The organism is Methylobacterium sp. Leaf465 (assembly GCF_001424705.1).
Lineage (GTDB): Bacteria > Pseudomonadota > Alphaproteobacteria > Rhizobiales > Beijerinckiaceae > Methylobacterium.
The window spans coordinates 141,802-154,240 of sequence record NZ_LMRA01000003.1 but is presented as its reverse complement, the minus strand read 5'-3'; the positions used below and the strand labels follow the sequence as shown (position 1 = coordinate 154,240).

The following is a 12,439-nucleotide window of genomic DNA, read 5'->3' as shown; positions in this document are numbered from 1 at the left end:
GATGTCTGCTTCATCTTCGCTCCTCAGGGGCTACGATGAACCAGCCATCCTCCGTTCGTGAAGACCCTCAATCTGTCCCACAGGTGCTGACGTCGGACAGTTCCGCTCTGGCCCAGGCTGGTTCTTGGGCATAAACGGTTCCATGACCGCCCATTGCTCGTCCGAAAGCCAGAACAGGTCCGCCATCGCCGCCTCCGGGCTGGAAAACGGCGGCCCTGAATCACAAAACCATCGCTCTCGCAACGCCTTGGTTCGGTTCACACCCTAGGGCCTGTCCGAGAAGGTGCGGAGGCAGGATTGAGTGGCCGGGATGGCGATGATTCCAAGAAGGTGCTGAAACCTGACCTGGATCTGCCCTGTGGATCTCGACCACCCGGCGGCGGCATAGCCGTACGGGCCTGCGCTATGAAACCGATCTGACGGATGCCGAGTGGGCGGTGATCGCCCCCCTGATGCCGGAGCCGGCGCCATGTGGCCGCCCACCAGTCTGGGCGACGCGAGAGGTCCTGAACACTATCTTCGACGTCCTGCGCGGTGGCATCGCGTGGCGGATGCTTCCGAAGGACCTGCCGCCGCGTTCGACCACGTTCGGTTCCTTCAGCCGCTGGCGCGACGCGGGGTTGTTTGCTCGCATCAACCACGACCTCGTCATGGCCGACCGCGAGCGTGCTTGGACGGAATGCTCAACCGACGGCCGCGGTGCTCGAGAGTCAGAGCGTCAAGACCACCGAGAGCGGCGGGCCGCGCGGCTACGACGCTGGCAAGAAGGTCAAGGGCGGCAAGCGTCAGGCGCTCGTCGATACGGACAGACGCGCCCTCGTCCTCGATCCGCAGCCGGCCAACGTCCAGGACCGGGATGGAATCGGGCCAGTTTGCGTCTGTCGCGTAGGACTTTTCCGTTCATCGCCAAGGCCTTCGCCGACGCAGGCTATGCCGGCGACAAACCCGCGGCCGCCTTGATCGTCACCGTCCGGATCGTGCGCAAGCCTCTGGATCAGGTCGGCTTCGCCGTGCATCCGCGCCGGTGGGTGGTCGAGCGCTTCTTCGGGTGGATCAGCCGCAACCGCCGCCTCTGGAAGGACCCAGAAGCGCCCCTCGCTTCCGCTCAAGCCTTCCTCTACGCCGCTGCCCTCATGATCCTCGTTCGACGGCTGGGGCGCGCTTCAGGACTCACCGGACAGATGGGGTGATTGAGGTCCTGCCGCGGATCCCTGAAGGGGGGCTGCTCCTATCGAGATGTGAGATCGTGTTCGACGTCGGATCGCCACAGCATCAGGAAAGGAGCAGCCATGACCTACTTTGCCGGACTCGACGTCTCCCTGGAAGAGACCGCGATCTGTGTGGTCGATGAGACGGGTCGGATCATCAAGGAGCTGCGGGCAGCAAGCGAGCCTTCCGATCTCATCGCTGCCCTGACGGGGCTCGGCCTGCCCCGGAGCGTGTCGGCCTGGAAGCGTGTTCGCTGACGGCCTGGCTGCACGACGAACTGCGCGCTGCGGGTCTACCGGCGATCTGCATCGAGACACGGTCTGCCAACGCGGCCATGAAGACGATGCCCAACAAGACCGACCGCAACGATGCCCGTGCGCTCGCCGAGATCATGCGGACAGGCTGGTTCCGGCAGGTTCACGTCAAGGCGCGTCAGTCCCGGCTCTGGTGTTCGCTGCTGGTGGCGCGGCGCACCGTGCTCAACGAGATGCGCGCCATCGAGAACGTGGTGCGGGCGATCCTGCGCGAGGGCGGGATCAAGCTCGGCACCCCGGCCCGCGCCGCCTTTGCCGGGCGCGTGCGAGAGTTGGCCGGCGACGATCCCCTGATCCTGCCGCTCGTCACGCCCCTGCTGGCGATCCTAGCCACGATGCTGGAGCAGCTCGACCGGCTGACCCGCCAGGTTCTCGTCATCGTGCGGAACGAGGTGGTCTGCCGCCGGCTGATGAGCGTGCCGGGCGTCGGCCCGATCACTGCACTCGCTTTCCGAGCCACCATCGACCGGCCGGAGCGGTTCCGGCACTCTCGGGACGTCGGCGCTCATCTCGGCCTGACGCCGTCTCGTTACCAATCGGGCGAGACCGACATCCAGGGCAAGGTCAGCCGCTGCGGCGACGAGCTGGCCCGCACCGCGCGCTACGAGGCCGCGCATTCTCTGCTGACGCGCTCGCGCAAAGGGTCGAGCCTACGCGCCTGGGGGATGCAGGTTGCCAAGCATCGTGGCATGGCGCGGGCTCGCGTGGCCGTCGCACGCAAGCTCGCCGTCGTTCTGCACCGGATGTGGAGCGACGAGACCGAGTTCCGCTTTGGCAAGGCGCCGGCACCGGCGATCGCGGCCGCCGCTTGACGTGAGACACGCCTGCCCGGTCGAACAGAACGACGGCAGGCCAGACTTCACCCGCAAGGGTGACCCGGATCGTTCCCGTGGGGACGATGGGCGAGGCGATCTCGTCGAGAGTCTCGAACCGGCCTGCGCCAGCAGTCCAGGTCGTGAAACAGATTGAGACGCCTCGCTCTCCTGACCCCATCATGCGGCGGCCTCGCGCCGACCGCGAAGAGAAGCGCGTGACCCGCGGGAGCGACACACCGGGACCAGAAAACATTGATGGGGAGATCGCTTGCCTCACGAACCCCAATCAGAGAAGGCTCTCAGATCCGCGAGCTGGAGCGCCAAGGAGGAATCAGGGGCGCTGAGCGCGACCCCGCTCGACCCCGTTGTCGTCGACAGTCTCGGTCGCAAGCAACCGGTCGCTTTCCGAGGGGGCAAGGAGGCGATGCTCCGAGCTTGCCTGGATGCGCCCGGAGGGGTCCTCAGAGAACCTGGGACAGAAATCGTCGGGTGCGCGGGTCAACGGCGGAAGAGAACAGGGTCTCGGGGGGACCGTGCTCGACGATGATGCCGCGATCGGTGAAGTAGACGTGGTCGGCGACCTCGCGGGCGAAGTTCATCTCGTGGGTGACGAGGAGGCAGGTCATGCCCTCCTCCGCGAGGTCTCGGATGGTGACCAGCACCTCCTTGACCGTCTCGGGATCGAGCGCGGCGGTGACCTCGTCGAACAGCATCACGTCCGGCCGCATCGCCAGCGAGCGGGCGATGGCGACCCGCTGCTGCTGCCCGCCCGACATCTCGCCGGGATAGGCAGCCTCCTTGCCCGCGAGCCGCACCTTGGCGAGGAGCGCGCGTGCCCGGGCCTCGACCTCCCGCTTGTCCTGGCCGAGCACGTGGATGGGCGCCATCATGACGTTCTGCAGCGCCGTCTTGTGCGGAAACAGGTTGTACTGCTGGAACACCATGCCGACCTTGCGGCGCAGGGCCAGCTTGTCGAGCTTCGGATCGACCACCTCGATCCCGTCGACCCGGATGGTGCCGGAGGTGACCGGTACGAGGGCGTTGATGCAGCGGATCAGCGTCGACTTGCCCGAGCCCGACGGCCCGATGATGCAGACGACCTCGCCCCGGCGCACGTCGAAGCTGATGCCCTTGAGGACCTCGGCCTCGCCGAAGGCCTTGTGCACGTCGAGCAACTGCACGATCGGGCGATCGGCGGGCGGGACACGCGACATCGGGGACGCACCATCGGACAGGGGAGGCCTCACGCCGTCTCGAACCGCCGCTCTAGGCGCGCGGTCAGCCGGTCGATCGGGTAGCAGTAGAGGAAGAAGCACAGCAGGGCGAAGCCGTAGAGCGGCGCGAACAACTCGGGCCGGCCCCCTTCCGCCGCGTGCACCTGCGCCGTCAGCGTCAGCATCTCGGTGACGCCCACGATCGAGGCCTGCACGGTGGCCATCGCGATCAGGGCGTAGACGTTCATCCAGGGGGGCAGCATCCGCTTCAGGCACTGGGGCAGGATGATGCGGAACAGCGTCTGGGGCCGGGTGAACGCCAGGGATTCGGCCGCCTCCCACTGGGTGGCCGGCACGGAGCGCACGGCGCCGCGCACGATCTCGGCGACGTTGGCCATCACCGGCAGCGCGAATCCGACCGTCGCCTTGACCCAGTCGGGCAGCGGCACGCGCAGGCCGAACACCGTGACCTGGAACGGCACCAGGAACATGACGAAGAACAGCAGCACCAGCCAGGGCACGTTGCGGAAGACCTGCGTCAGGCCCCAGGCGACGCAGCGCAGAATCGGCCCCTCGCTGACCAGGGCGAGGCCCAGAGCGACGCCCGCCCCCGTCCCGAGGAGCATGGCCACGAGGGAGATGGCAACGTTGAAGGCAAAGCCCGTGAGCAGCAGCGGTGCCCAGCGCAGGATCACCTGAAGCGGCGACAGCACCGCGTCGGGCCCCTGCGCAAAGGCCGGCATCACGAGGACGAGGCCGGCGAGCCACGCGCCGAGGAGCCAAGCCTGCACCGGGCGGAGGGTGAACCGGGCCTGGGTGCGCAAGACCCGGAACGGCAGCAGGACCGGCAGGTCGCTCCCAGTCGACGGCAGTGGCCTCATCGGCTGTAGCCCGGAATCCGCAGGGCCCGCTCCCAGCGGTGCATGAGCCAGACCAGGACGCCGACGAGGACGGCGTAGGTCGCCAGCAGGACGACCATCATCTCCAGCACGTTCTGCGATTCCGACCAGATCTGCTTCACCGCGTAGAGCGTCTCCGGCACCGCGATGGCGTAGGCCAGGGTGGTGGTCTTCAGGAGGTTGATCAGGTTGTTGTTCAGGGCCGGCAGGCAGACCCGGAGGGCGAGCGGCAGCACGACGTAGAGATATGCCTTGAGCCGGGTGTAGCCGAGGGACTCGGCCGCCTCGACGGTGGTGCGCGGTACCGCCTCGATGCCCGAGCGGAAGATCTCGACGTTGAAGGCCCCAGCGAACAGGGCCAGCGAGACGATGGCCCACTGCACGTTGTCGAGGAGCGGCACGCGCAGGCCGTCGGCGGTCTGGGTGGCCGGCAGCAGGGTGCCGAGCCCGAAGTAGAAGAAGAAGATCTGCACCAGCGGCGGCGTATTGCGGAACACGACGACGAAGCCGTTGACGAGGCCGCGCAGGAGCCGGGATGGGCCGCCCTGCAGAAGCGCTCCCACGGCGCCGATGACGAGGCTCGCCAGGATCGTCGTCACCGCGAGCAGCAGGGTGGTCTTCAGGCCGTTGACGTAGCGGTCCCAATCATAGGGGTCGTAGAAGACCGTGAAGTTGTAGCCCGTGGTCTCGTAGAGGCCCCGGAACCAGTTCGGAACGGCGTCCATCGTGCTCCTCGAAACGGCCAGTCGTTCGGCCCGGCGCGGTTCAGTTGGTCGCGTTCTTGTACTTCTCGTGCATCGCCTTCGAGTACTCCGTCGGCTCGATGCCCCACTTCTTCTCCTCCTCGACGATGAAGCCGGACTTCATCCAGTCCTTGGTCGTCGTCTCCAGGAGAGCCTGCAGCGCGCCGTTGCCGAGCGCCACCGCCATCATCCAGGGGGCGTCGAGGATGCCCTTTAGCGGCAGCCCGTAATCCGCCTTCCAGTCGGCGTCGAGGAGCTTACCCTGCAGCATGCTCTGGTCGTAGACGTAGCCGAGACAATTGCCCTGCTTGAGCGCGAAGAGCGGCTTCTCGGAGCCGTCGAAGGCGACGATCTCCGCACCGTAGGTCCGGGCCACGTCCTTGTTGTACCAGGCGCCCGAGGTGGCGCAGAGGGGCTTGCCCTTCAGCTGCGCCCAGTCGGTGATACCGGCTTTCTTGGGCAGCATCACGTTGACGAAGTCGGAATAGTATTGCGGGTCGATGGCCTGCACCACGCGGCGACGCTCCGGCTTGTCAGAGAGCGTGGCGATGAGGAGGTCGACCTTGCCCTGCTGCAGGAACTCGATCCGGTTGGAGGAGACCACCGGCACGAGCTCGAGCTTCACGCCGAGGCGCTTGGCGACGTCGGCAGCCAGGTCCGGTTCGAGCCCGATGATCGCCCCGCTCGGATCGCGGAAGCCGAAGGGCCGGTAATCCGCCTTCACGCCGACGATGAGGGTCCCGCGCTGCTTGATCGCCTCGATCCCATCCGCCGCCGTCGCCAGGGAAGCGGACAGCACGATGGCCGCCGCGAGCAGACCAGAGTCGAGAAACGCCGAAGTCGGCTTGCGCATGGAAGGATACCTTCTGCTGAGCACATCCGGCTCGACCGGAGACGAGACCGGGGCTCGACGCGCGCTCTTCGGGGAGACTGCCCTCTCGGGTCCGATCGGGTCAAGCAATCGACAGGCCATCGCTGTGGGGATCAGCCGAACCGCGCGAGCGAATAAGGTGCGAGATCGATGCGCCCGCCGCCCTGCAGCATCTCCTCGGCCACGGCCTCGCCGATGCCGGCCGAGTGCTTGAAGCCGTGCCCGGAGCAGGCCGACACGACGAGGACCCTATCCATCCGCGGGTGGCGATCGATGATGAAGCCCCGGTCGGGCGTCACGGTGTAGAGGCAGGCGGCGGCCCGGGTCACCCGCGCCGACGCGCCGGCGAGCCGGCCCGCCACGTGGTGTCGGTGCATCGCGGCGGATTCCGCGGGGCTCACAACGCGGTCGAGGGCCTCGGCCTGCGTCGATGTCTCGTACTGCTCGGTGGCGACCTTCACCGCGATCTCTCCCGGCAGGGGCGGGAAGCCGTAGAGGTAGTCCGTGTCGCCGGAACCGTGCATCCAGATGAAGACCGGCGCATCGGACCCGTAGGCCGAGGCGTCGTCGAGGGCATACCAGTGCAGCAGCTGGCGGTTGACGGTGAGCAGGTCCGTGAAGGGCGCGCCGAGCAGGGGCGCGGTCCAGGCCCCGGCGGAGACCACCACCTGATCGGCATGGACGACGCCCCGATCGGTCTCGATTCGGACCCCGCCCGGCTGCTGGAGGATCGATCGCACCGTCGTCCCGGTGCGGATCTCGGCCCCGAGCGCGCCGGCTCGGTGGAGCTGCGCGGCGATGCAGCGCTCGGGCCGGACGTAGCCGCCGCCCGGCTCGTAATAGGCCTTCTCGTCGCCGCCGAGATTGCGGAACTGGGGGAAGCGGCGCGCCACCTCGCACCCGTCGAGAATTTCGTGCGGGATCGCGAAAGCCCGCGCGGCATCGATGGAGCGCCCGACGAAATCCGGCTTCCCGTGATGCGAGGAAACACCGCTGCCTGGCCCCATCACGAGAGCGCCGCAGGCCGTCAGCAGCGTTTCGCCGGTCTCCGCTTCCAGGCTCCGCCAGATCCGGTGCGAGGCCAGGACGAAGGGGACGTAGTCGCGGCCCTCTCCGACGGCCTGCCGGGTGATGCGGCTCTCGCCGTGGCTCGACCCCGAGGTATGCGGCGGGGCGAAGCGATCGAGGCCGAGCGCCTTCGCCCCGCGCAAGCCCAACTGGTAGAGGGCCGCGCTGCCCATGGCGCCGAGGCCGACGACGGCAATCTCAAAACGGTCTTCCATCGGTGGATGCGCTCCGGTCCGCCCTCGAGGAGAATGCCGTTCGCTTGCGGAAAATCGATGGCGAGGCAATGCGCCTGGCGGGATGCCATGCCCGGCGTGCCGATGGGACGGCGCCGACGCCGGCTCGCTCCGTCGCCGGACCGCGCTGCGATCGCGGAGCCGGCGGTCGCCGGCAACCGAAATCGACGCGCAAGATGTCGGTCTCTTCCAATATTGGCCAGATTAAAAACGCGAATGCTCGCATGATACGCGCATCTTAGACCCAGCTGGATTGGTTTTCTCGTGATTGATCTTCCATGGGGCGAGCGGATAGGACGGTGAACGGCCTGCGCAGGCGGCTTGGCGCGTGCCTTGCATGAGTTGGCGCGCAGCGCAGAGCCATCGGCTCTCATGGGTTGGCGTGCCCATCCGACGATGCCCGTCCTGGACGGTGCTGCCCGGTCCGACTGCATCACGCCCTCCTCGATGCAGCCCTGCGTCTGGCAGACCGAACGGTCGCGGTGTCATCGCCCTCTGCGGGATCGGAGAGCATCATGTGCGAACGTGACGGTCTGTTCTTTCAACGCTTCTCCCGGCGTGGCCTTCTGCGCGCAGCGGGATCGGCCGGCGCTGCCATCGCGCTGCCGGCCCATCTCGCGGCCCTGGTCGCACCGGCCGCCGCGGCGGGCGCGATGACCACCGTCAAGGCGACCCACGGGTCCGGCTTCTGCAACCTCGGCATGTTCCTCGCCCATGAGCGCAAACTGACGGAGGGCGACGGGGTCAGCCTGGATTTCGTGGTGACGCCCTCGAACGCCGAGATCACGACTATGTTCGGTGCCGGGCTCGTCGACATGTCGATGATCCCCTACTCGAACTTCATGACCCTGTACGACGCCGGTGCCCCGGTAAAGATCGTCGCAGGCGGGGGTGTCCAGGGCTGCATGATCGTGGCCCGGGAAGGCATCCGGTCCGCGGCCGACCTGAAGGGCAAGACCCTCGGCACCTTCCAGGCGGACACCCTCGAGGTCTTGCCGTTCGACTATCTCAAGAAGGCCGGACTGACCTTCCAAGACCTCGACGTACGCTACCTCGATACCTCACCGGAGCTGGCCCAGGCCTTCATCGCCGGCGCGGTCGATGCGATCTGCCATATCGAGCCCTACGCCACGCAGTGCCTGCAGTCGCGCAAGGGCGCCACGCTCCTCTCGGACGGAACCGACATCTACGGCGCCGGCTATTCCGATTGCGTCCTGGCAGCCCGGACACCGCTGATCGAGAAGAGCCCCGCCACCGTACGGGCGGTGATCAAGGCTCTGTTCACCGCGCAGTCTCAGATCGAATCCGATCGCACTGCGGCGCTGAAGGACACCGTCGGCAACTACTACAAGACCACCATGGAAGCCGCGGTCGATGCCTCCGCCAAGCAACCCGTCTGCACGGATCAGCGCAACCAGACCGACTTCATCATCGCCCGCGGGCAGTCGATGAAGGAGATGGGCTACATCAAGAAGGCGCCCGGACCCGATGCCTTCGACTGGAGCCTGATGGAGCAGGTCATCGCCGAGAATCGGCCGCTCTCTGATGGGCTGAAGCTGAAATCGGCCTGACGGACCCCGCGTCTCCCGGACCCGATTCCCGATCTTCCGAAAGGCAGCCTCATGGCCGCGACGGACGTTCCACTCGGCGCAGTGGCGCCGGTTTCTGTACAATCCGCGCAGGCGACCCCGGGACAGGGGCGGCCCTTCGCTCCCCCGCGATACCCGCGCCTGCACGCGGGGCTGGCGACCCTCGGCTGGAGCCTCGCCTCGCTCGGCCTGTTCGCCGGCCTGTGGGAGGCTCTCTGGGCCCTCGGGTTCCTGAACCCGCTGCTCCTGCCGCCCCCGCACCTGTTCCTTGCCGACCTGCCCGCGACCCTGAAGTATTTCGACCGGTCCAACCGGATCGGCAGCCGCAGCGAGGGCGGAGGCGTGATGCCGCTCCTCGCCACCATCGGGTGGACGACCATGCGGGTCACGGTCGGGCTCGTCCTCGGCTTCGTCGGCGGCGTCCTGGTGGGCGCGCTGCTCCACTATGTCCGGCTGTTCCGCAACCTCGTCCTGCCCACCGTGCTCCTGCTGGCGCCGATCTCGCCGGTGGCTTGGCTGCCGGTGGCGATCTTCGTCTTCGGAATCGGTGACGTGCCGGCGATCTTTCTCGTCTTCATCACCCTGTTCTTCGCCATCGCGCTGACGACGAGCACCCAGATCGCAGCGGTGCCGGTCACCTACCTCAACGTCGCCCGCATCATGGGGGCGGATACCCGCCAGACCTTCTTCCGCGTGGTGCTGCCGGCGATCCTGCCGGGGCTGTTCATGACCCTGCGCCTCAACCTGTTCGCTGCCTGGATGGTGGTGCTGATCGCGGAGGCGGTGGGCGTCGGCAGCGGCCTCGGGCAGATCGTCTCGCTCGCCCGCTCGACCTTCAACGCCCGCCTCAGTTTCTTCACCATGGCGATCATCGGCCTGCTCGGCTTCGGCTTCGACTGGGCTTTGCGCCAAGTCCAGGCCCGGATGCTGTGGTGGATCGCCCCCCAGGGAGGCGGTCGATGAACGCTCCGGTCCCAAGCCCTTCGCTCCGCCGCCCCGCCGTGCACCTGTCGGGTGTCGGCAAGACCTGGTCGCCCGCCGGCCGCAGCCCCGTCCAGGCCCTGCGCGACATCGACCTCGACATCGCCCCCGGCGAGTTCGTGGTCTTCCTCGGCCCCTCCGGCTGCGGGAAGTCGACGCTGCTCTACATGATCGCCGGGCTTGAGCCGGCGAGCGCCGGCACGATGGAGGCGGACGGCCTGCCGATCGCGGGGCCGTCGGCCGAGCGCGGCCTCATCTTCCAGGATGCCTCGCTGTTCCCCTGGCTGACGATCCTCGACAACGTCGCCTTCGGCCTCTCCATCGGCGCGGTCCAGAAGCTGAAGCGCCGGGAGATTGCCGCCGAGATGCTGCGGCGGGTTGGCCTCACCGACATGATGGACAAGAAGCCGGACGAGCTCTCCGGGGGCATGCGCCAGCGCGCCGCCTGCGCCCGGGCGCTCGCCATGCGCCCGAAGGTCCTCATGATGGACGAGCCCTTCGCGGCCCTCGACGTCCAGACCCGTGCCAAGATGCAGAATTTCCTGCTCCAGATCTGGCGCGACAGCGGCGCCTCCATCGTCCTCGTCACGCATTCGATCGACGAGGCGGTGGCGCTGGCCGATCGGGTCGTCGTGTTCACCGCCCGTCCCGGCCGGGTGAAGACCATCGTGCCGGTGGATCTACCCCGCCCGCGCAATCCCCGCGACCCACGGTTCCACGACCTGCGCGACCGCTTCGGCGAACTCCTCGCCGACGAGGTCGACCGGGCCTTCGCGGAGCAGGAGGCGCGCTGAGCGCCGCCCTCGTCCGCCGTCATCGTTCTCAACCGTCTCAAGGATCAGCATGACCGAGATCATCGTCGAGGCCCGCACCATCATCACGGGCGTGCAGGACCGGCATACCCCGATCATCCACGACAACGCCGCCGTGCTGGTGCGGGACGGCATCATCGTCGAGGTGGGCGATCCGGCGGCCTTGCGCGCCAAGGCACCGGACGCGACCGTGCATCGCTACCCGCGCCACGTGATGCTGCCGGGCTTCGTCAACAGCCATCATCATGTCGGGCTCACCCCCCTGCAACTCGGCTCGCCCGACCACGCCCTGGAACTCTGGTTCGCCACGCGCATCGCCGCCAAGCGCGTCGACCACGAACTCGACACCCTTTATTCCGCCTTCGAGATGCTCGCCTCCGGCGTCACCACCGTGCAGCACATCCACGGCTGGATGGCGGGCGGCTACGAGCAGGTCCACGGCGCGGCCTCGCAGGTGCTCGGCGCCTATCGCAAGATCGGGATGCGCGCCTCCTACTGCTACGCCGTGCGCGAGCAGAACCGCCTCGTCTACGAGGCCGACGAAGCCTTCTGCGAACGCCTGCCCCAGCCCGTCGCCGGGCAGCTGATGGCGCATCTCAAGGCGCAGTCGATGCCGTTCGCGGATTTCATGACTCTGTTCGAGACCCTGAAGGCGGAGAACGAGGGCGAGCGGCTCACCCGGATCCAGCTGGCCCCGGCCAACCTGCATTGGTGCAGCGACGAGGCGCTGCAGACCCTCGATGCCACCGCGCGCAAGCACGGCGTGCCCATGCACATGCACCTTCTCGAGACCGCCTATCAGAAGGAATATGCCCGGCGCCGGACCGGCAAGACCGCCGTGCGCCACCTGCACGACCTCGGCGTGCTCGGGCCGCACCTGACCCTCGGGCACGGCGTCTGGTTGACGGCGGAGGATGCCGACATCGCTGCCGAGACCGGCACCTGCATCTGCCACAACTGCTCGTCGAACTTCCGCCTGCGCTCCGGCGTGGCGCCCCTCAACCTCTACGAGGCCAAGGGCTTGACCGTCGGGATGGGCCTCGACGAGGCGGGCCTCAACGAGGATCGGGATATGCTCCAGGAGCTGCGCCTCGTCCTGCGGGCTCACCGCACCCCCGGCATGGACGACGACGTGCCCACCTGCCCGCAGGTCCTGCGGATGGCGACCGAGCACGGCGCCAAGACCACCGCCTTCGGCCAGAGCATCGGCCGCCTCGATCCGGGCCGATTCTTCGACGCGGTGCTGATCGACTACGACAAGGCGACCTATCCCTACCAGGACACCGACATCCCGATCCTCGACGCGCTGATGCAGCGCGCCAAGACGGGGGCCGTCGATGCGGTCTTCGTCGACGGGCAAATCGTCTACGCCGATGGCCGCTTCACCCAGGTCGACCGGGATGCCGTGCTCGCTGAGATCGCCGAAACCCTCGGCCGGCCACGGACCCCCGAGGAGGTCGCCCGGCGGGAGCTCGGGCTCGCCGTCACGCCCTACGTCAAGGCCTTCTACGACGGCTATCTGCCTGACACCCCGCGCCAGCCCTTCTACGCGCCGTCCTCGCGCACCTGACGATCAACCCACGATCCTCCACGGAAACACGAGGTCCGATACGATGACGAGTCGAAAGCGGGCGGCGCTCATCGCCGTGGGGATCGGGGCTTGCACATCGGTCGTGCAGGCCGAGAGCTCA

General features: G+C 67.7%; 9 protein-coding genes and 3 pseudogenes. 6 read left to right on the top strand and 6 right to left on the bottom strand.

Annotated features, from left to right (window positions below; translation table 11 throughout):
- Positions 1 to 102: 102 nt before the first annotated feature.
- A pseudogene (locus ASG51_RS23855) lies at positions 103 to 186 on the bottom strand (IS5/IS1182 family transposase); the annotation flags it as partial.
- 170 nt (positions 187 to 356) lie between these two features.
- Between ASG51_RS23855 and ASG51_RS04315 the strand changes: the two are divergent.
- Positions 357 to 1,190 (top strand): annotated as a pseudogene (locus ASG51_RS04315) (IS5 family transposase).
- A gap of 99 nt (positions 1,191 to 1,289) precedes the next feature.
- Positions 1,290 to 2,335: pseudogene (locus tag ASG51_RS04310) on the top strand (IS110 family transposase).
- Between the two features lie 464 nt (positions 2,336 to 2,799).
- On the opposite strand, the gene ASG51_RS04305 reads toward ASG51_RS04310, so the two are convergent.
- From ASG51_RS04305 to solA, 5 genes are all read right to left on the bottom strand, one after another.
- Complete coding sequence (locus tag ASG51_RS04305; protein ID WP_056379322.1) at positions 2,800 to 3,552, bottom strand: amino acid ABC transporter ATP-binding protein; 753 nt, start codon at positions 3,550 to 3,552, stop codon at positions 2,800 to 2,802.
- A gap of 29 nt (positions 3,553 to 3,581) precedes the next feature.
- Entirely contained in the window at positions 3,582 to 4,433 is an 852-nt protein-coding gene (locus ASG51_RS04300; protein ID WP_056379320.1) for an amino acid ABC transporter permease, read from the bottom strand.
- Complete coding sequence (locus ASG51_RS04295; protein WP_056349154.1) at positions 4,430 to 5,176, bottom strand: amino acid ABC transporter permease; 747 nt, start codon at positions 5,174 to 5,176, stop codon at positions 4,430 to 4,432. Before ASG51_RS04295 ends, ASG51_RS04300 begins: the two co-directional genes overlap by 4 nt.
- 40 nt (positions 5,177 to 5,216) lie before the next feature.
- Positions 5,217 to 6,047, bottom strand: coding sequence for a transporter substrate-binding domain-containing protein (locus tag ASG51_RS04290; RefSeq protein WP_056379318.1), 831 nt, complete (start codon positions 6,045 to 6,047; stop codon positions 5,217 to 5,219).
- Positions 6,048 to 6,178: 131 nt separating this feature from the next.
- Positions 6,179 to 7,348 (bottom strand): N-methyl-L-tryptophan oxidase, encoded by a 1,170-nt coding sequence (gene solA, locus ASG51_RS04285; protein WP_056379315.1) that lies wholly within the window; start codon positions 7,346 to 7,348, stop codon positions 6,179 to 6,181.
- A gap of 533 nt (positions 7,349 to 7,881) precedes the next feature.
- Between solA and ASG51_RS04280 the strand changes: the two genes are divergently transcribed.
- Genes ASG51_RS04280 through ASG51_RS04265 form a run of 4 tightly spaced genes read left to right on the top strand, consistent with a single transcriptional unit; the run spans position 7,882 to position 12,318 of the window.
- Entirely contained in the window at positions 7,882 to 8,937 is a 1,056-nt protein-coding gene (locus ASG51_RS04280; protein ID WP_056379314.1) for an ABC transporter substrate-binding protein, read from the top strand.
- A gap of 51 nt (positions 8,938 to 8,988) precedes the next feature.
- Positions 8,989 to 9,918, top strand: coding sequence for an ABC transporter permease subunit (locus ASG51_RS04275; RefSeq protein WP_056379312.1), 930 nt, complete (start codon positions 8,989 to 8,991; stop codon positions 9,916 to 9,918).
- Positions 9,915 to 10,730 (top strand): ABC transporter ATP-binding protein, encoded by an 816-nt coding sequence (locus ASG51_RS04270; protein WP_056379310.1) that lies wholly within the window; start codon positions 9,915 to 9,917, stop codon positions 10,728 to 10,730. Before ASG51_RS04275 ends, ASG51_RS04270 begins: the two co-directional genes overlap by 4 nt.
- Before the next feature lie 49 nt (positions 10,731 to 10,779).
- Positions 10,780 to 12,318, top strand: coding sequence for an amidohydrolase family protein (locus ASG51_RS04265; RefSeq protein WP_056379308.1), 1,539 nt, complete (start codon positions 10,780 to 10,782; stop codon positions 12,316 to 12,318).
- Positions 12,319 to 12,439: the final 121 nt, after the last annotated feature.